The organism is Achromobacter dolens (assembly GCF_902859745.1).
Classification (GTDB): domain Bacteria; phylum Pseudomonadota; class Gammaproteobacteria; order Burkholderiales; family Burkholderiaceae_B; genus Achromobacter; species Achromobacter dolens.
In genome coordinates this window covers 1-20548 of the sequence record NZ_CADIJW010000072.1, presented here as the reverse complement: position 1 = coordinate 20548, position 20548 = coordinate 1, and the positions used below count along the sequence as shown (strand labels likewise).

The following is a 20548-nucleotide window of genomic DNA, read 5'->3' as shown; positions in this document are numbered from 1 at the left end:
GGATACGCTTTTATAACCACCGGCGCCCGCACCAGGCGCTCGGCATGAAGACCCCGGCTGAGGCATTTGCATTAGCCGCTTAAACTGAGCAGGTTCTGCTGGGTCATTACACAACTGCGTGCCGCGCGCCGGGGCGGACGGGTTGTCGGCGTCGCTGTCGGCGCCGTCTTCGGGCATCTGCGGTGCGACCGCTTGATAAAACAGGTACGCGCCGGACGAATTGTCGGCAATCACGTCGTCCTCGAATTGCCAGAATTGACCGGTTGCGGAGTCTTGGAAGGTCTGCATTATCGGTACTCCTTCCACATATCGAGGGTCACGAGGGGTCCGGAGGGGACGGCCATATATTGCTCACCCGGCGGGACGAGTGTCGAGACTGTTATATATTCGCCAGTTGCCATGGACGGTGTGGTGCGGCAGACAGCAACCGTATCCATTGGGGTGCCTACTTGCAGTGCCAGAAATGACTGGATTCCGGCCCCTCTAGCCACGACCCGCACATAGACCATAATGGGCTGTTCTGTGCTATTGGTGTAGACGACACCTAACGAACGGGAATGTGTCACATCGGTCAGCATTTGCCCCGGCCCCAAGGCGCCAGCGGCCACAGCGGCCATATACCTCGTCCCATTCCAGCGGTGCCAGCCAATGCCGTCCACGTAGATGTCGCCCGCGTCGAAGTCGGGCATGGAATTGGCGTTACTGAAGGCACCCGTCACCCGCCAGGGTTGCCAGATATTGGTCTGAGGATTGCCGAACCGGTGGAAACAATACGGCTTACGGCCCGTGCTGAGGACCGTCAGTTCCTGTGAGACAAGATCACCCGCCATGATGACCGGCCACAGGTATCCATCGCCTTTGATGTTGGGGAAATTGGTCCCCATGATGCTGCTATTGGACCAGGCATAAATCACGTTGTCTTCGATCAGCGTGTTGGCGTCGGTCGTGCCAACCAGGCGTACGCGACGCATGGCATCGCCCTCGGCCTGCCCCGGCGCGGCCATATAGCGCGTCCCGTTCCAGCGGTGCCAGCCAATGCCGTCCACGTAGATGTCGCCCGCGTCCCAATTGGGCATGGAATTGGGGCTACTGAAGGCACCCGTCACCCGCCAGGGTTGCCAGATATTGGTCTGAGGATTGCCGAACCGGTGGAAGCAATACGGCTTACGGCCCGTGCTGAGGACCGTCAGTTCCTGGGCGAAAAGGTCGCCTGCCATGTGATAGGACAGCAGATAGCCCGCGCCCCTGATGTTAGGGAAATTGACGCCCATGACGACTGAGTTGGACCAGGCGTAATTCACGTTGTCTTCGATCAGTGTATTGGCGTCGGTTGCGGTGGTCAGGCGCACACGGCGCATCGCTTCTCCCTCGGCCACCACCTTGCGCCAAGGCCCCCACGTTCCGTCATGGCTGATCCGCATCCGCCACCACCGGTGGGTGGTATTGCTCCACCGCACCAGTTCCTGCAACGTCAGTTCGCCGTACGTGCGAACTCGCAGCAGGCCAAACCCGGGGAAGCCGTCCGGGGCGTTCGGGCCTGCGGTCCTGATGTAATAGTCGTCGCTGGTCAGGCAGGTGTCGAAGTCAGTCCCGTTCAGCAGCGTCTGCACGCCGGGATATCGGCTGTTCAGTTCGGGGACTCGCCGGCTGTCGTCCAGGCCTGCCACGCCATTGGAGGCCCCCTTTTGACTGAGTGGGATGCAGTCATCCGCCAGGGCTGCGCTCGCCTTGGCTTGGTTCGCCCATCCTTGCGCGGCTGTCTCGCTTTCTTTGGCGGCCGCCGCGCTGACGCGGGCTTCGTTGGCGTAGCCGAGCGCGTTGGCGGCGTCTTCGCTGACTTTGATTTCGTGGTTGCTGGCCGCCAGTTCATGTAGTTCGGCAGCGCTCTCGCTCGCAGCAGCGCTGTCCGCCGATCCTTGCGCAGCGGCTGCCGATGCCGTCGCTTGCTCCTGGCTTTTCCAGGCCCTGGCGGAGTGCCAGGCCGCGCTGCTCCAGCTCGCCTCGGCCGCTTGCTGGCTGGAGGCGGCTGACCGGGCGTGCCCAAGGGCGCTATCGGCCCACCCCTGCGCCTCTTCACGCGCCAGCTTTGCCTCACGCGTGTCGTTCTTCAGTTCCTGCCAGAGATCATCGGGCTTGGTGTTGCTGAAAATCGGTACGCGCACCGAGCGCTGCGCGATCGAATCGACCTGCTGAACCTGCGCCTCCAACCGGTCAAGCGCGCGTTCGATCACCTTCGGATCGAACCCGCCCAGGTTGATCAACGTGTCGGGCTGGGTATTGGGAACGTCGCTGATGATCGCGACCCGGTATTCCTGAGCGTAGGCGGTGTGCAGCGTCACCGTTCCGCCGGGATGGGTGTCCTGGTCATCGTTGAGTGCGACGCTATAGTCCGCGCCGAAGGTCAGCGACCTGGCCCTGTCGAGCGCGTCGCCCACCTGAACCGCGACTTGCTCGCCCTCGAAGACTTTGAAGTCGAATGGAAACTGCGTGATCTGGCCATCGCAGGCATATGGCCCGCAGACCCTGCGGGTATTTTGGATAGGCATGGTACGAACCTCTGAGAAACCATCGCAAGACTAGCCCCCAGGCGGTCCGGTATAGGCCCCCCTGGCATGGGCGCTACCCGCATTGCTTACTGGCGATGACCTTGACGCGCACGGCGGTCTGGCAGCGCTGCGTCCCGCGGCAGATGTTGCGCACCGTGGACCGGGGCATCTCCAGCTTCTTGGCGATGGCCCGATAGCCCCACCCCGCATCCCGCAAGGCATGCACCATGGCGATCTCGCCGTCGGTGTACTTGGCGCGCGGGTGGTCTTCGCCAACGCGCAACCCCGCCTCATTGACCGCCACGGTCTTGCGCACGGGTTCACCGGAAAAAATCGGGGTTGCCCAGCCTGACCCGCTCGCAGGCCTTCTCGATGGCCTTGACCCGCGCCAGCGGATCGGCCCGCGTGATGGGCGTCCGTGCCGCCTGCTGCAACACGCGCACTGCTTCCGGCGGCAACAGCGTGGAGAGAGGCAACGCCGGGGATTGGGTGAGGGTTTGTGGTGTCTTCATTCGCTGCTCGCGCCAATGGGTGCGGCGATAGCCCGCTGGGCCATGCGCAGCACGGTGAGGGAAACGGAATCGTCCTTCCGGGCCCGGGCAACGAGGCGATGGGCCCAGGAGCGGTGATCCGCGACGGCCGGCGGCAAACCGCCGCCGGTGCGCTCCTTGATCTCGCGCAGGAATGCCAGGGATTCCTCGCGGGTGGAAACAGTGCCGCCAGGCGCGGCCAGGCGCTGGCGCGGGTGGGGAACAGGTTCCCACTTGCCCTGGGCCATCACGTCGCGCAGGGCATACTCCCAGCGGCCGCGAATGGCCTGCCAGCCCATGTTGAGCAGGTCGTACGCGCCAACGCGCCGGGCAGCCCAGAACACGCCAGGGTGTGACCATTGCCCGATGACGCCGCGCGAGCGGGCGGACATGCCTGCCACGGCTTCGTGGTAGGCCGTCTCGGGGTTCAAGGTCGGACGGCACAGGCCCAGGAACTCGGGCAGCGTGGGCGGGAAGGTTCGCCCTCGGCAGGACGCCAGGCCGCGCTGGATTTCCTCGGCGGTGTAGTCGGCGATTTCCTGCGCCCAGGCCTCGGCAAGGCGGGCAGGCTCGATACCCTCCCACTGCTGGGCGAACTTCGCGCCGTACAAGGCCTGCATGCGTTCGATCACGCGAGCGGCCCAGGCCACGGGAACCGGAGGCGGCACTTCAGTCGCGTGTACCAGTTGCATCGATAACTCCCATGTCGATTTCGTGCCACGGCTGTGCGCCAGCGTTGGCAATGACGTTTTGCAATTTGGCGTTCCAGGCGGCGCGCCGTTCGTTGGCGCTGGGAGGGCGTTGCGGAGGGGCGCCCTTCTCCGGGATTTGCTGCGCGGCTTGGCGCTGAGCCGTCAGCACCTTGGCAAGGTAGGCCCAGGGGATGGCTTCTGGCGGGGGCTTGGACTGGCGCGCCACGGCGAGGCCCGCCAGGGCTTCGTCGGCCGTCAGGCCCTTGTCCACCCAAGCGCGGAAGTCGAGCTGGCTGGGGAAAACCTGGACGCCGGCAGCGCGCAGCGCCTTGGCGACGGTCCCGTGGGGGGTTGGGTTGGGCAGGTAGTCGTCGCCGCTCGCGCGCGCGTTCCCCACACTATCTTTTATATATCCCTCTCCCTGTCCCTTGGATGCTGTTTCCCGAGGGACGCCACCATCTTGTCCCTGGGGACACTCGTTTTTTGTCCCTCGGGACAATTGCTTCATGTCCTTGGGGACTGGATCGGCATATTCGGGGGACAAGAACTCTTCCAGCGCCGGAAATTGAATGCCTGTCCCGTGCCGCTGGTTGTGCTTCTTGATGCGCGCGCACTCCGTCTTGTAGCGCTGCGCATTCTTCGCGGCCCACGCGTCGCGCGCCTTTTCAGCAACCACGGGGTGGTACAGACGGCCGTCGTCGCATTTGATCCAGCCGTACAACGCACCCTGTCGGTACTTTTTCCATTCCTTCACGACGAAACCAAAGCCGGCCAGTTTCGCCAGCTCCGCGTCATCGTCAGGCAATGACGCGGCGGGCACCTGGTGCCATGACGCGCACCAGAGGATCACGGCGAAAAATGCGCGGTCGGGCTTCACCGCAGTAGTGAGCTTGCTGTCACGCAGTTGCTGGACGTACAGCGGCATGAATGGGAAGTCCTGCAGATTGCAATCGGGTGGTGTCAGGGGTGCCGTCATGCCGCCCTCCCATACGCGAAGGGCTTGCGCACCAGCGCTTCCAGTTTTGGGATCTTCCGCAACCACTGAAGCAAAGGCTCCACAGGCACTCTTGTTCGGGATAGGGGCTGTTGACTCACCCCAGAATATTACCTAAGGGTAATTATTTCGACAAGAAAAATTACCCGCAGGTTGTTTACCTGCGGGTGGCTCTCAGGCAACACTTCGCACCATGAAAATTGACGATATCTACGCAGTCCGCCTGCAGCGCTTTCGGACCCTGATGGAAGACCGGTTCGGCGGCAAACAAGCCGCGATCGCTACTGCGGTAGGCAAGCCAGCCAACTATGTCTCCCGCATCATCAGCGGGAATAAAAAGCTGGGCGAAGAAATCGTCCGAGAATTCGAGACATCCCTGGACCTTCCCGCGTATTGGTTTGACGGGCTCGCCGATACTACCGCGTGGCCCTTCCCTAGCGTCAGCCGAGCGGCGTATGAGTCGCTTACTCCCGAACAACGCCGTGGCATCGAACAATGGGTTGCCAGGCAAGTGGAAGCATTCGGCGACACGCACGCACCTGGCGTGGAAAACACCAAGAAGAGCGCCTAGGCGTCGCCCCCGACAGCATCGACGACTTCAGTCTGCGTAGATCGGTTCCCCTGCAAGGGTAGGCTCGCGCTGCTGCGCAGCCGCGTCCTGAATTGCGTACCGCAATTGAACGATCTCTCCGCGCGTCAAAAAATCTGGCATCCCAATCGTGGCCAACAGCGCCAACGGGCCGAGCACCACTCCCCATAAGAACCAGCATGCTCCGACGCCCCTTTGGCATTGGCGATGTGATGCGCCATGAATTAATCGTAATAGATTGATTCTTAAATCTGGTCCTATCGCCTAGCGCGGGGAAGAGGCCTACTTTCGCCGCCCACCAAGGTGACCTACAGGTATTTCCATAAAATTTACCCAAAGGTAATTTTTAGCAGGCCACCATGGTGGTTACCCAATCCGTCAGCGCAGGGCTGACGCCCAACAGCCTGATCTCGCCCGACGAGATCACTGAAGACGGCGAACTGCTGCCCATCATGGATCTGGCGGACGGCAAATTCAGCGAATTGATCAATGCCGTCACCGCTTACGCCAAGGCCGGCAAGGCGGCGGGCCACCTCGCCCATCCGACCGCCGGCTGATGGCCAAGTTCGTCGCGCAGACCGGCCGGCGCCGCGCAGAGTTCCTGAATCTGCGCAGGACTGACCTCGGCCAGGACGGTATTGTGGTGGGGTTCGCCAAGGCCAAGGCGGGCGACGCCCTCCGCCGCGGGCTGATCGAATGGACGCCGGCGCTGCGCCACCTGTTCGCCGAGCTTGCGAACCTGGACCGGAAAGCGCGGGACGGCAAGTCGGCCATCCCGGAATCGATGTTCGTGTTCACCAACCGGGAGGGGCAGCCGTACACCGAGCAGGGCTTTAAGGCGCTCTGGTCGAAGATCATGGCCGACAGGATCAAGGCGCCGGGGCGCGAGCGGTTCGCCTTTCACGACCTGCACGCCTACTCTGCGCGCCTACTATGCGCGCCTACTATGCGCGCCTACTATGCGCGCCTACTATGTGACCGTCCTGGTGGGCCGGGATGAGAACCCGGAAACCCACGCCAACCCCGCCACCACCAGGCGGGTGTACGACCGCCGGCGCGTCGTCAAGATCAAGGGCAGCGCCCGACGCATGCCACCATGGTCGGATCTTGCCACCTTCCGGAAAAGAAAAAAGGCACTCCGCTTTTCGCGCAAGTGCCTGATTTCATTTGAATTCTGTGGGGTGGCTGATGGGACTCGAACCCACGACAACCGGAATCACAATCCGGGACTCTACCAACTGAGCTACAGCCACCACTTGATCTGCTTCGCCGTTGACACGACAAGTTTCGTGCTTAACTGCAAAGAGGCCGAATTCTAGCACGTTTTTTTGAGGCGTGTAAAACGGGTGACACCTCGGCGGGCCAACGGGAGCCTTCCTCCCCTCGCCGCGTGACAAATCCGCGCGCGGCCCGCCGCGCTCGTGCGCGGGCCTTGCTATCCTTGGCGCTCGGATCATTCCCTGGAGGCCCGCGTTTCGCCGTTGCTATGGATCGCATACACCAACTACTGATCGATTACTGGCCCCACATGGTGTTCACCCTCAGCGTGGTGGCGGGCGCGGGCGCGGCGGTGCATGCGGCCATGACCAAGCAGGATGTGCGATCGGCCATCGGCTGGGTGGGGCTGGCGCTGTTTTCGCCGTTGTTCGGAGCGGCCGTCTATTTCGTGGCGGGGATCAATCGGATCCGCAAGACGCGGCTGTCGCAGCAGCGCGACGAGGCGATGCTGGTGGACGCGGCGCTGGTGGAGACCCCGAGCGTGGATGTGGCGCCGATCTCCGGGCCGCAGTTTGCGTCGCTGAAGGTGCTGGGGGACCGCGTCAGCCGGTTCCGGTTGCTGGGCGGCAATGCGGTGCAGCCGCTGGCCGGCGGCGACGAAGCCTATCCGGCGATGCTGCGGGCGATCCGCGAGGCGCGGCACGCGGTGGCGATGCAAAGCTACATCTTCGACAACGACGCGATCGGACGCGAGATGGCGCAGGCGCTGATCGAGGCGCGGGAGCGCGGGGTGCAGGTGCGGGTGCTGATCGACGCGATCGGCGCCAAGTATTCGCGGCCGCCGATCGTGCGGATGCTGGCGCGTGGCGGGGTGCCGGTGGCGCGGTTCATGACCAATCCGCTGGGCGTGCTGCGCATGCCGTACGCCAACCTGCGCAGCCACCGCAAGGTGCTGGTGGTCGACGGGCGCATCGGTTTCACCGGCGGCATGAATGTGCGGGCGGCGTTCGTGACGGCGCTGTCGGGCGCGGCGACCAACGTCGATACGCATTTCCGGGTGGAAGGACCGATCGTGACGCAACTGATGTCGGTGTTCGCGCACGATTGGAATTTCACGACGCATGAGTCGCTGCCGGCGCAGCCATGGTTCGATCCGCAGGCGCAGCCGCCGCATGGCGCGGTGCCGATGCGCTGCGTGCCGTCGGGGCCGGACCGCGCCATGGGCAGCGCGCACAGCATCCTGCTGGGTGCGCTGGCGGTGGCGCAGCGGCATGTGCGGATCCAGTCTCCCTATTTTCTGCCCGATCAGCCGCTGATCGGCGCGCTGGCGACGGCGGCGCGGCGGGGGGTGGTGGTGGATATCGTGATTCCGGGCAAGAACAATCTGCGGCTGGTCGATTACGCCATGACGGCGCAACTGGACCAGGTGGTGCGCACGGGGTGCCGGGTATGGCGCTCGCGAGGAGCGTTCGACCATTCGAAGCTGATGACGGTGGACGACGGCTGGGCCTACGTGGGATCGTCGAATCTGGATCCGCGCAGCCTGCGGCTCAATTTCGAGCTGGATACCGAGATCTACGACGTGGACGTGGCGCGCTGGGTGAGCGCCCGGATCGACGCGCAGGTGGCCGCGGGGCGCCGCCAGACGTTGGAGGAGCTGCAGCAGGCGCCGTTCGCCAAGAGGCTGCGCAACAAGGTGATCTGGCTGGCGACGCCGTATCTGTAGGCCGGCGACAGCGCCGGCGGCTTGCCGCCGCCGATTCCGCGGCGTGGGGCGAAGCCACGGCGGCCCCATCGGCCCAAGGGCAAGCCGACCGTTCAGCCGTCCGAGGTGGGCACCGCAGCCTGGCGCACGGCGAAGACGGCGCTGGCCTTGAGCACCAGGCGTTCGTCCACTTTCAGGTGGCACGTGGCGTAGATCAGGCGCTTGCCGCGCTTGTCGATGGTGACGTGGGCTTCGAGCCAGTCGCCGGGCATGACGGCGTTGAGGTATTCGACCGACATCTGCGCGGTGACGACCGAGGCCTGGCACTGGTGAGCGATGACGAAGCCGAGCGCGCTGTCGGCCAGGGTGGCGAGCAGGCCGCCGTGGGCCATGCCATGCATGTTGCCGTGGGCCGTGCCGATGCGCATGGCCAGCACGTCGTCGGCATCGCGCCGGTAGAAGCCGCCCAGGTCCGCCAGGTGGCGCATGAATTGGCTGCTGGGAAGCCAGGGTGCGAAGCCGGCGGGAATGGTGTCTGTCATGGCGAGGGAAAGGTGCGCTGCGCAATGCCCCACGGTAGCGCAAACCGCCGGGCGCGCGCCAGCGGCGGCGCCGGGCGACCGGTGAACGGACAATATCCGGCGCAACTGGCGCCGGCGTCGCGCCGGCGCTACAGTCTTCCCATGCAATTGCCCCTTTCTTCACCGCCCGCATGAACCGCATCAAGACCTACGGCATGGCCGAGCGCGCGGACTATTTCGATTTCGATATCCGCGCGCAGCAGGTGCGCGAACCGCTGGAGCAACCGCACCGGCACGAGTATTTCCAGATCCAGGTGAACCTGGAGGGCGACACGCGCCAGACCATCAGCGGCACCACGCGGCCGTTTCCGCGCGGGGGGCTGAGTTTCGTGCTGCCGTACCGGGTGCACCTGGTGCCGCATCCGCCGGGCGCGCGCTACGTCATCATCAATTTCGCGCAGCGCTTCCTGTGGCCGGAGCTGGCGGTCGATCCGCTGGACCTGGAGGACGTGCCGATGGCGCAGGCGCCGGCGCTGGCGCCGTTCCTGTTCCAGGAGTACCTGGATTTCGCGCTGGACGCGGACGGGCTGGCCGAGGCCGAGACGCTGATCGGACGCCTGACGGACCAGAACCGGCGCCGCGGGTTCGGGTCGACGACGGTCATCCGCGGCCTGATGCTGCAACTGATCGGGCTGGTTTGCGGCCGCTACGAGGCCGACCTGCTGCACCTGGCGCGGCACCATGCCGGCAGCAGCCGGCGCGAGAGCGTGCGGCGGGTGCTGGCCTACATCGGCGCGCACCTGGCCGAGAACCTGACGCTGAACGACGCGGCGGCGGCGGCATTCCTGTCGCCCAATTACCTGGCGCACCTGCTCAAGAAAGAGACCGGCAAGACCTTCACCGAGCTGGTGGCCGAGCGCCGCATGGCGCTGGCGCGCGACCTGCTGGCGCACACGGCGCGCACGGTGGCGCAGGTGGCGCATGCGGCGGGGTTCGCGGACGAGGCCTATTTCTCGCGCCGCTTCCGCCAACTGGAAGGGGTCAGCCCGACCGGCTACCGCGAGCGCCTGCGCGGCGGCAAGGCGGAGGCGCGGTGAAGCCGAGGCGCGGCAGGGCCGATGCCCAGCGAGGCGCGGTGAGGCCGCCGGCGGTAAGGTCGACCCGCTGCGAAGCCCCCACCCTGGGCGACTACCCGCCACAAGCCGCGCAAAAAGGACACGACAGGACGCGCGGCGAAATGCGTGGAATCGTCCACGGATTGCGTAATCGTCTCCAGGCCGGGCAGGCCAGGCCGACCTAAGCTGGCGGCAACCCTCGCAACCTTCAGGAGACCCGCGATGACCCAGGCCGTCCAAACCCCGTTTACCGTGGCGCAGACCACCGTGCCGATCGCCGGCAGCGCGCTGCGCTTTCCGGTGCGCCGCATCTACTGCATCGGCCGCAACTACGCCGCCCACGCCATCGAGATGGGTTCGGATCCGAGCCGCGAGCCGCCGTTCTTCTTCCAGAAGCCGACGGACGCGATCCAGGTGGTGTTGCCGGACACGGTGACCGACCATCCCTACCCGCCGCTGACGCAGAATTACCACTACGAGGTGGAACTGGTCGCGGCGCTGTCCAAGGGCGGGCGCGACATTGCGCTGGACAAGGCGCTGGACTGCGTCTACGGCTACGCGCTGGGACTGGACATGACGCGGCGCGACCTGCAACGCGGCATGGGCGACCAGAAGAAGCCGTGGGAGATCGGCAAGAGCTTCGATCACGCGGCGCCGATCGGCCCGATCCATCCGGTGGCCCGGACCGGCCACTACAAGGAAGGCGACATCTGGCTGGCCGTCAACGGCGAGCGCAAGCAGCAGGCCACGCTGTCGCACATGATCTGGTCGGTGGCCGAGCAGATCTCGCGGCTGTCGCAGGCGTTCGAGCTGTTTCCCGGCGACCTGATCTATTCGGGCACGCCGGAGAACGTCGGCCCGGTGGTGCGCGGCGATGTGATCGTGGCGCACGTGGACGGCCTGCCGGAACTGAGCATCCGCATCGTGTGATGCGCGGCGCCGTGCCCCACGGCGGTGCGGCGTCCGGATCCTCGCGGATCTGAGAGTAAGATTTATGCCATAACAAACAGCCCGTGTGGCAGGAGCAGTGGAAGATGGCAAAAATCGGTATGGTGGGCATCGGCCTGATGGGCCATGGCATCGCAAGCAATCTGGTCAAGCATGGTCACTCGATGACGGTGCTGGAACATCCGGGCAACCAGCCGCTGGACGCGCTGAAGGCGGCGGGCGCCACCAGTTGCGCCGACGGCGCGACGCTGGCGGCGCAGTCCGACGTGATCATCCTGTGCGTCACGGGCAGCCCGCAGGTCGAGGCGGTGCTGCTGTCGCCGGGCGGCGTGCTGGAAGGCCTGCGGCCCGGCACGGTGATCATCGACTGCTCGACCGCCATTCCCTCCTCCACCGTCAAGGTGGCCGAGGCGGTCACCGAGAAGGGCGGCCGGTTCCTCGACGCCCCCATGACGCGCACGCCGAAGGAAGCCGCCGAAGGCCGCCTGAACCTGCTGGTGGGCGGCGACAAGTCCCTGTTCGAGGAATGCAAACCGATCCTGGCGTGCTTTGCCGAGAACATCGCGCATGCCGGCCCCGTGGGCGCCGGCCACCGCATGAAGCTGTTGCACAACTATGTGTCGCTGGGCGCGATCGCGCTGCTGTCGGAAGCGGCCGCCTGCGCGCTGCGCGCCGATATCGACCCGGCGGTGTTCGCCGAGGTGCTGACCAAGGGCGGCGGCGGCGGCGTGGCGCTGGAGCGCCTCAAGCCGTATCTGCTGGAGCAGGACCCGTCGTCGCTGCGCTTTTTCATGTCGAATGCGCAGAAGGATCTTTCCTACTACAACACCATGGCGGCCGAGACCGGCGCGGTGCGCGAGATCGGCGCGGCCGTGCTGCACACCTATGACCAGGCGGTCAGCCAGGGCGGCGGCGAGCGCTACGTGCCCGAGCTGGTGTCGCTGTTGAAGGACCGTTGAACCGGATGGCGCGGCGCGGGCTCAGCGCCCGCCCGCCGCCATCGCCGGCACGGCGCGCAAGGCGCCGCGCCGCGGCAGTTGCAGGGAGATGGCCGCGGCCAGCAGCAGCAGGGCGCCGGCCGCGCCGAACGCCACCCAGTGGGTCTGGAAGGCCTCGAAGGCCCAGCCGCCCAGCCATGAACTGATCATGCCGCCGACCTGGTGGCCCAGGTAGGTCAGCCCGTACAGGACGCCCACCAGGCGCACGCCGTAGACGTCGGCCAGGATGGCCGACGACAGCGCGATGCTGCCGGCCCAGACGATGCCGCCGATGGTGGCGGCCGCGTACAGTTCCCAATGCGCGCCGACCATGACCAGCGCGAAGAACCCCAGCCCGCGCACCAGATAGATGACGGCCAGGATATTGCGCCGTTCGACCTGATCCGACATGCGGCCCAGCACCAGCGTGCTGAAGATCGCCACCAGGCCGATCAGGCCGATGCCCAGCGAACTGGTGGTGGCGTCAAAGCCATGGTCCATCAACATGGGCATGCCGTGCGTGCCCAGCAGGTTCATGCTGAAGCCACAGGCGAACAGGCCCAGCGCCACCTGCCAGAACGGCAGCGTGCGCACGGCGTCCTTGACGCGCGGCTCGGGACCCTTGGCGGCGGGCCGCGACGCGGATTTTTTCTCGACGATCTGGTGCGGCAGCAGGTCGGTGTGCTCGGGCGCCTGGTCGCGCATCACGAACAAGGCCACCGGCACGGTCAACAACGCGAACAGGGTGGCAAAGGCCAGCAGGGTTTCGCGCCAGCCGACGGCGCCGATGGCAAAGGTGAGCGTGGGCGTCATCAGGGCGATGCCCGCCATGGACCCGGTGGACAGGAAGAACAGCGCCATGCCGCGCTGGCGCGTGAACCAGCGGCTGATGACCGGGGTCAGCGCCACCGGGCTGGTGAAGGCCAGGCCGACCGACAACGCCACGCCGAAGGACAGCAGGAATTCGATCGGGCCGCGCGCGAAGACGGTCCAGATGGACGAGGCCACCACGATGGCGGCGCCGGTCAGCAGCACGAAGCGGGTGCCGCGGGTGCTGACCAGGTAGCCGGCCAGCGGCATCGCCAGGCCATAGCACAGCATGCCGGCCGCGACGATGCCCGACAGCAGGCTGCGCGAAAAACCCAGGCCGTCCGCCATGGGCAGGAAAAACGGGCCGATGCCCATGCGCAGGCCCACCGTGAGCAGCGTCAGCACCGTTGCGGCGCCGACGATGTTCCAGCCGAAATACCAGCCGGCCGATTCTTGCTTCTCCACTTGCCTCTCTCCTTGTGTCTTCTTGTCGCGCTGGGGCGCTTCAGTACGGACACCGCGAGGGATGCGAGGAGACGGAAGCCGGCCGCCAGACGCGCCATATTACTCCCGGCTATATGTGGGCGGCGCGGCGGCGATGAAATCCTGTCCGGTGAGCGGTCAGGCGGCGCGCGGCTTGCGACGGCGCGGCCTGGGCGCGCCGTCAGCCGGCGTGGCGACCAGCGTCTCGACGTGGCGCAGCTTTTCGGCCGCGACGGCGCGCAGGTGCCGGATCAGCAGTTGCGCGGCCGGCGACGGCGGGCGCGCCTTGGGGTAGATCAGGCCATATTGCAGCGGCGTTTCCGGCTCGAAGCGGCGGATCTGCGCGCCCAGGTGGATCTGCGACAGGGCCGACAGCGGGTCGCTCAGGGCCGCGCCGCAACCGCGCACCGCCAACTGGCAGGCGATGAAGCCAAACGAGACATCGAACTGCGCATCGGGCTCGTAGCCAGCCTGGGCGAAGGCGCGCGCATAGCGGTGATGCAGGGCGCCGCGCTGCGGCAGGCCGATGAAGCGGCCCTGGCCCAGGATCCGCGGCGTGATGACGGCCTGCGCGGCGCGCGCGTCGGCGCCGCTGAGGACGGCGACGGCGCGCGATTCGGCCAGGATCTCGGTGGTCAGCAGCGGATGCTCGACCGGCAGTTGCGCCAGCGCCAGGTCGAACTGCTGCTGGCTGATCCAGGCATCGACATTGGGCGGCATGCGCGCATTGATGGTGACGCCGAAGGCATTGTCCTCCTGCACGGCGCGGGCCACGGCGTCGACCAGCAGGCCCTCGATCAGGTGCTGGGCCACCAGCACGTTGACATGGGTGCGGTTCTTGCGCCGGGCGCCGCGGGCGTATTCGCGCACCGCGTCGCCGGCCCGCAACATCTCGTCGATGCGCTGGTAGAAGCCCTGCCCCTGTTCGGTCAGCGATAGCCGCCGCCCTTCCTTGAGCAGCAGCGGAAAGCCGGCCTCGTCCTCCAGCATGGCCAGCAGACGGCTGACCTGCGACGGGCTGCGATGGATGCGCAGGGACGCTTCGGCGATGCTGCCGCCTTCGACGAAGGCGCGCAGCGCCTCCAAGGCCATGAAGTTCATGGCGGGCCTCCAAACAGTTGTGCGTTATGCAAGTATCACGCCGAATTTCGACATGGACGCATATTAGCCCGCCTGCCGACAATGGCCCTGCCGATGGCGCCCGACGCGGGCGCCCGGCCCAGAACAGCAAGGGGAAAATCCATGAACGCTATCCACCGCCTGGCCGTCGCCGCGACGCTGGGCCTGGCCCTGGCCGGCCCGGCCCAGGCGCAGGACGCCTATCCGTCCAAACCCATCAAGGTCATCGTGCACACGCTGCCGGGCGCGTCGTCCGACGTGCTGGCGCGCGCCGTCAGCAAGACGATGGGCGAGCAGCTCGGGCAGTCCTTCGTGGTCGAGAATCGCTCGGGCGCGGGCGGCGCCATCGGCGTGGACGCCGTGGCCAAGGCGGCGCCGGACGGCTATACGCTGCTGGCCGGCGCCTCCAGCGCCATGGTGATGCTGCCGATCGTGCTGAGCCGCAAGCTGCCGTATGACGAGAACAAGGACTTCGCGCCCATCGGCGTGATCTCGCGCTCGCCGTTCGTGCTGGTGGCCAGCAAGGCCTCGGGCATCCGCAGCGTGCAGGACCTGATCGCGCGCGCCAAGGCCGAGCCGGGCAAGCTGACCTACGGCAGCGCCGGCCCCGGCACCAACCCGCACCTGCTGGGCGAGCTGCTGAGCCAGTTGGCCGGCATCCAACTGTCGCACATTCCGTACAAGGGGCCGGCCGCCGCCGAGTCCGACCTGATCGGCGGCACCATCGACATCCTGTTCGATACGCCGTCCTCGGCGCTGCCGTACGTGAAGGCCGGCAAGACCGTGGCCATTGCCGCCACCAGCGACAAGCGCGTGGCCGATGCGCCCGAGGTGCCCACGGTGGCCGAGCTGGGCTATCCGAGCCTGACGCTGTACGGCTGGACCGCGCTGTACGCGCCGGCCGCCACGCCGCCCGCGGCGTTGGCCAAGCTGCGCGAAGCGCTGCGCCAGGCGCTCAGGACGCCCGCGCTGCGCGAGTTCATCCTGAACTCGGGCAACGACATCCTGGACCTGTACGGCGACGACCTGCTCAAGATGCAGGTCGGCATGCAGGACTTCTGGCGCGACGTCGTCAAGGCGCGCGGCATCCGCCTGGACTAGGCGCGGGCCGGCAATTCCCATCCCTCCCCCCACCGCGGCCATCCGGCCGCGAGGACACCATCCATGAGCATCAAGATCCGATTCGCCGTGCGCGACTGGGACTACATCGTCCCGCTCGCCCTCGGCGATGTGACCGCCCGCGGCATTGACCTGGAGATCCACCGGGTCGGCGCCCTGCCCGACGACCTGGCCAGCGACCCGCGCTTCGACGCCGGTGAAATGTCGATGAGCCGCTATTGCCTGGGCCGCGCCCGGGGTCGCGACGACATCGTCGGCGTGCCGCACTTCCTGATGCGCGGCTTTCGCCACCGCTGCATCATCACCACGCGCGGCAGCGGCATCACGCGGCTGGACCAACTGGCCGGCGCCCGCATCGGCATGACCGGCTGGCAGGACTCCGGCAATACCTGGACCCGCGCGCTGCTGCGGCGCGAGGGCATCGGCGTGGAGGACGCGGTGTGGAAGGTGGGACGCCTGACCGGCGCGCACCCGATCACCGACCGGCTGGGCGGCTTCGGCCGGCCCGGCGTGATCGAGGCGGTGGCCGACGAGCGCCCGCTGGTGGACCTGCTGCGCGCCGGCGAACTGGAGGCGGTGTTCACGCCCTTCATGCCGGACGGCTTCTTCGACGCCGGGTCGGACCTGCGTCAACTGCTGCCCTCTTGCCGCGACAGCGAGGTCGACTACTTCCGTCAGGTCGGCTACGTGCCGGGCATCCACCTGCTGGGGCTCAAGCCGGCGCTGGCCAACGCCCATCCCTGGGCGGCGCAGGCGCTGAGCGAGGCGCTGGACGCATCAGCCGCGCTGTGGCTGGACAAGCGCCGCAAGTATGCCGACACCACGCCGTGGATCCTGGACGAACTGATCCAGACCTCGCGCGACCTGCCCGAGGCCTGGAACCGCAACGGCCTGGAACCGAACCTGAAGATGATCGGCGACTTCGCCGCCGAGCTGCACGCCCAGCAACTGGCCGACCGCGTCATGACGCCGGCCGAGCTGTTTCCGCACGCGCACTGAACACCGAGGAATCCATCATGAAAATCGCCATGGGGCAATTCGCCGTCCGCCCGGTCTGGGAAGACAACGCCCGCGTCTGCCTGGACCTGATGCGCCGCGCCGCCGAGGCCGGCGCCGACCTGCTGGTGCTGCCCGAGGGCATCCTGGCGCGCGACATCGCCGACCCCGACCTGGTGCGGCGCGCCGCCCAGCCGCTGGACGGCCCGTTCATGACGCAGTTGCAGGCGCAGTCGCGCGGGCTGGACCTGACGGTCATCATGACCGTGCACACGCCCGCCGCGGGCGAGCGCGTCTGGAACACGCAGGTGGCGCTGCGCCGCGGCGAGATCGTGGCGCAGTACCGCAAGCTGCACCTGTACGACGCGTTCTCGATGCAGGAGTCGGTCAACGTGGTGCCGGGCGACGAGGTGCCGCCGCTGGTGCCGGTGGCCGGCATGCGGGTCGGCATGATGACCTGCTACGACCTGCGCTTTCCCGAGCTGGCGCGCCGTCTGGCGCTGGATGGCGCCGACGTGCTGGTGGCGCCGTCGGCCTGGGTCAAGGGGCCGCTCAAGGAAGCGCACTGGTCGGTGCTGAGCACGGCGCGGGCGCTGGAGAACACCTGCTATGTGGCGGCGGTGGGCGAATGCGGCCCGCGCAACATCGGCGCCAGCCTGGTGGTGGACCCGCTGGGCGTGGCGATCGCGCAGGCCGGCGAGCAGGAGGCGCTGGTGTTCGCCGACCTGGATCCGGCGCGCATCGCGCATGCGCGCGACGTGCTGCCGGTGCTGAAAAACCGCCGCTTCGCGCGGCCCGAGCTGGCGTAACGGGAGCCACGTAACAGGAGCCACGTAACGGGCGCCGCGCAACGGGCACCGCATAACGGGAGCCGCGGCGGGAGCGCCGCGACGGACGCGGCGGCGGTGCCGGCCGGGTGCCCGGCAGCGCGCATCCCTACCAGCGATAGCGCGCCGTGAGCACCACGGTGCGCTCCGCGCCGCGATAGCACTCGCCCATGTAGCAGATCGAGTAGTAGTCGCGGTTGAACAGGTTGGTGGCGTTGAGCGCCAGCCGCCACGGGCCTTTTTCGTAGTGGACGACGGCGTCGGCGAGCGTCACGCCGGGCCGGCTGGTGGTGTTGTGCTCGTCGTCCTGGCGCCGGCCGATATAGCGCAGGCCGCCGCCCACGCCCAGGCCCTCGGCCAGCGTGTAGTCCAGCCACAGCGCGGCGGTCTGCTTGGGGACGCCAATCGGGATCTTGCCCACTTCCAGCGCGTCGCCGCTGTTGCGCACGGTGATGTCGAGCCTGGTGTAGGAAGCCGCCAGGTTCAGGCCGCGCGCCAGCTCGCCCTTGGCCTCGAACTCGATGCCGCGGGCGCGCTGCTTGCCGATCTGGCGCTGTTCGTTGGTGATGGGGTTGTAGCTGACGATGTTGGTCTTGTTCAGATCGAACACGGCCACGGTGTAAAGGCTGCGCGATCCCGCCGGCTGGTACTTGACGCCGACTTCCACCTGCTTGCCGCGGCTGGGCTTGAAGGGATTGCCATCGCCATCCACGCCGCTGCTGGGCAGGAACGATTCCGAGTAGCTGACATACGGGGCCACGCCATTGGCGGCCACGTAGGTCAGCCCGGCGCGGCCGCTGAAGGCGTTGTCGCGGACCCGTGTGTAGGTGCCGTTGAGACGGTCGTCGGTGGTGGCGGTGACGCGGTCCTGGCGTCCTCCCAGGGTCACGATCCAATGATCGTCGAGCTTGATCTGGTCCTGCAGGTAGAGGCCGGCCTGGCGGATGGTCTGGCGGTAGTTGGCGAGCGGCTGGGTGGGCGTGGGGATCGGCACGCCATAGACCGGATTGAGCAGATCCAGGCCGGGCGCGGGGCCGATATAGCGGTTGGCCTTGGCGCGCTGGTCGTTCCAGTCGAGGCCGAACAGCACCGTGTGCTCGGCGCCGGCCAGCCGCAGCTTGCCCAGCATCTGCGTATCCAGCACGGACTGGCTCAGCGGATCGTCCCAAGTGCGGGCCACGCGGGTGATGGCAGTGACGTCTTCATTGACCTCGTCGGTCCAGACCACGCGCCGATCCAGCGACAGATGGCTGTAGCGGAAATTCTGGCGGAAGGTCCAGGCGTCGTTGAAGCGATGCTCGAACTGATAGCCGACCGAGGCCTGCTCGCGACTGATGCGGCTGAAGCCCGGATCGCCCATCTTGACGTCGGTGAGCTTGTAGTCCTTGGCGAAGTAGTACGGATCCTCGCCGGACTTGTCCTTGATGTATTCGCCCAGCAGCGTCAGCGAGGTAGCGGCGCTGGGTTGCCAGCGCAGCGACGGCGCCAGGTACAGGCGCTTGCGGTTGATCTTGTCGCCGTTGGGATATTTGTCCTGGTCATCGCTGTCCAGCCCCACGCCCACCAGGCGGTAGCTGAGGGCGTCGCCGGGGCCGAACGCATCGCCCAGGTCGAACGCCAACTGCTTGCGCTCGAAGCTGCCGTACTGCACCTCGACTTCGCGGATGCGGTCGCCGCTGGGCAGCTTGCTGACGCGGTTGAGCAGGCCGCCGGCATCGCTCTGGCCGAAGGTCATCGACGACGGGCCGCGCAGCACCTCGATGCGCTCCAGGCCGTAGGGCTCGGTGGAGTAGTAGGTGACGCCGGCCGGACTCTGCGCCAGGCCGTCGCGCATGGTGACGTTGTAGGTCATGAAGCCGCGCAGGCTGATGTATTCCCAGCCGCGGTTGTCGGGACCGTAGGTGTTGACGGACACGCCCGGGGTGTACTGGATGGCGTCCATCACGTCGAGGGCGCCGCGCGCCTCCATTTCCTCGCGGCCGATCACCGAGACCGATTGCGGCACCTCCAGGATCGGGGTGTCGGTCTTGGTGGCGGTGGCGGTGCGGCTGGCGGCATAGCCCGGCACCGGACCGAAGGCGGTCTCGCCGGTGACGGTCACGGCATCCAGGGTGGCGACGCCGGCGGCGGGCAGGGCGCGCAGCACGTAATTGCCGCCGCCGCGATGGCGCGCCTCCAGCCCGCTGCCGGCCAGCAGGTGGGCCAGGCCGGCCTCGACGCCATAGGCGCCGCGGATGCCGGCGGACTGGCGTCCGCGGGTCTGGTCGGCGTTGAACGACAGGGTGATATCGGCGGCCGCGGCGTAGCGGCTCAGCACCACGTCCAGCGGCCCGGCGGCGATGTCGTAGCTGCGCGTCGCGGACACGGCCTGGGCCTGCGCCACGGGGGTCAGCGGTCCAGCGGAGATGGCGGCGCAGACGGCGGCGGCGACCAGCGCCGGCAGCAGGCGCGGCCTGGCCCGGACGAGCGGGCGCGCGACCGTCGGTCGACGATGAGGGGAAGCGAAACGGGGGACGGCGGCTGGCGGCTTGCGGGACACGGTGGCTCTCACGAACGGGACTCGGGACGCCGCCAGGTCCTGACCCGGCGGCCTTCCCTGGTAGGCCGGATGAGAATCAAAAAGAGCAACCCCCGCGACGAAAAAAATTCAACGCGGGACGACCCGCACCCAATAGCGGGTGCGGCTGCGCAAGGCCACCGGCAGCGATGCGGCGATGTTCTCCAGCACCGCGTCGGTGTCGGCCAGGCGGAAGGCGCCCGACAGGCGCAGGTGCGCCACCGCGGGATCGCAGCTCAGGCTGCCCTGGCGATAGCGCGCCAGTTCGGCGATGAAGTCGCCCAGCGGCTGGTCGATGGCGACCAGCCGGCCCTCGACCCAGTCCGCCTGGCCCGCCGCCACCGGTTCGGGCGCGGCGGCGGCGCGGGTGGTCAGCAGGCTCTGGTGGCCGGCCTCCAGGCGCCGCGATGGCGCCGCCGGATCGGCGGGTTGCAGCAGCACCGCGTCCTGGAACACCGCGACGCGCGTGCCGCCGGCCTCGCGCCGCACGCTGTAGCGGGTGCCGAGCGCGCGCGCGCCGCCGTCCTCGGTCCAGACCTCGAACGGCCGCTGGCCGGCGGGGTCGGGCGCGGTCTGCACCAGCACTTCGCCCTGATGCAGGCGCAGCAGGCGGCGTTCAGGCCCATAGTCGATATCGACGGCGGAGGCGGTGTTCAGGTACAGGGTGCCGCCGTCGGGCAGCGTGACGGTGCGGCGCTCGCCGGTGGCGGTGCGCAATCCGGCGGTCAGGACGCGCCAGGGCGGCGCGGCGACCCAGCCGAACGTGGCGCCGCCGCCGGCCAGCAGCGCCAGCGCCAGCAGG

The 20548-nt window shown here is 67.4% G+C and carries 21 protein-coding genes and 1 tRNA gene; 10 read left to right on the top strand and 12 right to left on the bottom strand.

Translation table 11 applies throughout. From position 1 onward, the window contains the following. The 6 genes from HV783_RS29710 to HV783_RS29390 all read right to left on the bottom strand — a co-directional run. Positions 1-288: hypothetical protein (locus tag HV783_RS29710; RefSeq protein WP_254604069.1), on the bottom strand; the 288-nt coding region annotated here is incomplete at its 3' end. Then, positions 288-2546, bottom strand: coding sequence for a hypothetical protein (locus HV783_RS27670; RefSeq protein WP_175190257.1), 2259 nt, complete (start codon positions 2544-2546; stop codon positions 288-290). The genes HV783_RS29710 and HV783_RS27670, both read right to left, overlap by 1 nt. A gap of 73 nt (positions 2547-2619) precedes the next feature. Continuing rightward, on the bottom strand, positions 2620-2862 hold the full coding sequence (locus tag HV783_RS27665; protein WP_144654629.1) for a helix-turn-helix domain-containing protein: 243 nt from the start codon (positions 2860-2862) through the stop codon (positions 2620-2622). A 4-nt stretch (positions 2863-2866) separates the two neighbouring features. Further along, the gene (locus tag HV783_RS27660) at positions 2867-3058 is read right to left on the bottom strand and encodes a hypothetical protein (protein ID WP_116791981.1); all 192 of its coding nucleotides are present in this window, start codon (positions 3056-3058) and stop codon (positions 2867-2869) included. Further along, positions 3055-3768 carry a hypothetical protein gene (locus tag HV783_RS27655; RefSeq protein WP_175166582.1) on the bottom strand — a complete coding sequence of 238 codons (714 nt, stop codon included), beginning with the start codon at positions 3766-3768 and terminating at the stop codon, positions 3055-3057. Before HV783_RS27655 ends, HV783_RS27660 begins: the two co-directional genes overlap by 4 nt. Continuing rightward, positions 3746-4744, bottom strand: a complete 999-nt coding sequence (locus HV783_RS29390; RefSeq protein ID WP_217484247.1) for a DUF1376 domain-containing protein — start codon at positions 4742-4744, stop codon at positions 3746-3748. The genes HV783_RS27655 and HV783_RS29390 overlap by 23 nt, the downstream gene beginning before the upstream one ends. 211 nt (positions 4745-4955) lie before the next feature. Here HV783_RS29390 and HV783_RS27645 point away from each other — a divergent pair, with 211 nt between their 5' ends. The 3 genes from HV783_RS27645 (at position 4956) to HV783_RS27635 (ending at position 6351) form a co-directional block, all read left to right on the top strand. Continuing rightward, complete coding sequence (locus HV783_RS27645; protein WP_175190256.1) at positions 4956-5333, top strand: helix-turn-helix transcriptional regulator; 378 nt, start codon at positions 4956-4958, stop codon at positions 5331-5333. Between the two features lie 377 nt (positions 5334-5710). Beyond that, entirely contained in the window at positions 5711-5908 is a 198-nt protein-coding gene (locus HV783_RS27640; protein WP_175190255.1) for a hypothetical protein, read from the top strand. After that, entirely contained in the window at positions 5908-6351 is a 444-nt protein-coding gene (locus HV783_RS27635; protein ID WP_175190254.1) for a site-specific integrase, read from the top strand. Before HV783_RS27640 ends, HV783_RS27635 begins: the two co-directional genes overlap by 1 nt. Before the next feature lie 177 nt (positions 6352-6528). Here the strand turns inward: HV783_RS27635 and HV783_RS27630 are convergent. Then, a tRNA-His gene (locus HV783_RS27630) sits at positions 6529-6604 on the bottom strand. A gap of 233 nt (positions 6605-6837) precedes the next feature. Here HV783_RS27630 and HV783_RS27625 point away from each other — a divergent pair. Beyond that, positions 6838-8295 carry a phospholipase D-like domain-containing protein gene (locus tag HV783_RS27625; protein WP_054503165.1) on the top strand — a complete coding sequence of 486 codons (1458 nt, stop codon included), beginning with the start codon at positions 6838-6840 and terminating at the stop codon, positions 8293-8295. A 92-nt stretch (positions 8296-8387) separates the two neighbouring features. On the opposite strand, the gene HV783_RS27620 is transcribed toward HV783_RS27625, so the two are convergent. Next, the gene (locus HV783_RS27620) at positions 8388-8816 is read right to left on the bottom strand and encodes a PaaI family thioesterase (RefSeq protein ID WP_054503166.1); all 429 of its coding nucleotides are present in this window, start codon (positions 8814-8816) and stop codon (positions 8388-8390) included. A 170-nt stretch (positions 8817-8986) separates the two neighbouring features. On the opposite strand from HV783_RS27620, the gene HV783_RS27615 reads away from it, so the two are divergent. The 3 genes from HV783_RS27615 (at position 8987) to HV783_RS27605 (ending at position 11817) form a co-directional block, all read left to right on the top strand. Next, positions 8987-9892: a helix-turn-helix transcriptional regulator gene (locus HV783_RS27615; protein WP_054503167.1), complete on the top strand. Its 906-nt coding sequence runs from the start codon at positions 8987-8989 to the stop codon at positions 9890-9892. Between the two features lie 240 nt (positions 9893-10132). Further along, a complete protein-coding gene (locus HV783_RS27610) occupies positions 10133-10840 on the top strand; it encodes a fumarylacetoacetate hydrolase family protein (protein WP_144654622.1) in 708 nt (235 codons plus the stop codon). 104 nt (positions 10841-10944) lie between these two features. Continuing rightward, positions 10945-11817 carry an NAD(P)-dependent oxidoreductase gene (locus HV783_RS27605; protein WP_175190253.1) on the top strand — a complete coding sequence of 291 codons (873 nt, stop codon included), beginning with the start codon at positions 10945-10947 and terminating at the stop codon, positions 11815-11817. Positions 11818-11838: 21 nt separating this feature from the next. Here HV783_RS27605 and HV783_RS27600 read toward each other — a convergent pair whose 3' ends face one another. Next, on the bottom strand, positions 11839-13110 hold the full coding sequence (locus tag HV783_RS27600) for an MFS transporter (RefSeq protein WP_054503169.1): 1272 nt from the start codon (positions 13108-13110) through the stop codon (positions 11839-11841). Positions 13111-13266: 156 nt separating this feature from the next. Then, the gene (locus HV783_RS27595) at positions 13267-14229 is read right to left on the bottom strand and encodes a LysR family transcriptional regulator (RefSeq protein WP_144654621.1); all 963 of its coding nucleotides are present in this window, start codon (positions 14227-14229) and stop codon (positions 13267-13269) included. A gap of 141 nt (positions 14230-14370) precedes the next feature. Here HV783_RS27595 and HV783_RS27590 point away from each other — a divergent pair, with 141 nt between their 5' ends. From HV783_RS27590 to HV783_RS27580, 3 genes are all read left to right on the top strand, one after another. Beyond that, positions 14371-15348, top strand: a complete 978-nt coding sequence (locus tag HV783_RS27590; protein ID WP_054503171.1) for a Bug family tripartite tricarboxylate transporter substrate binding protein — start codon at positions 14371-14373, stop codon at positions 15346-15348. Between the two features lie 63 nt (positions 15349-15411). Continuing rightward, positions 15412-16365 carry a substrate-binding domain-containing protein gene (locus HV783_RS27585; RefSeq protein WP_054503172.1) on the top strand — a complete coding sequence of 318 codons (954 nt, stop codon included), beginning with the start codon at positions 15412-15414 and terminating at the stop codon, positions 16363-16365. Positions 16366-16382: 17 nt separating this feature from the next. After that, positions 16383-17171, top strand: a complete 789-nt coding sequence (locus tag HV783_RS27580) for a deaminated glutathione amidase (RefSeq protein WP_175190252.1) — start codon at positions 16383-16385, stop codon at positions 17169-17171. 127 nt (positions 17172-17298) lie between these two features. Here HV783_RS27580 and HV783_RS27575 read toward each other — a convergent pair whose 3' ends face one another. Further along, positions 17299-19740 carry a TonB-dependent siderophore receptor gene (locus HV783_RS27575; protein WP_254604068.1) on the bottom strand — a complete coding sequence of 814 codons (2442 nt, stop codon included), beginning with the start codon at positions 19738-19740 and terminating at the stop codon, positions 17299-17301. A 96-nt stretch (positions 19741-19836) separates the two neighbouring features. Continuing rightward, positions 19837-20548 (bottom strand): FecR domain-containing protein (locus tag HV783_RS27570; RefSeq protein WP_175190251.1); only part of this gene is annotated, 712 nt, incomplete at its 5' end.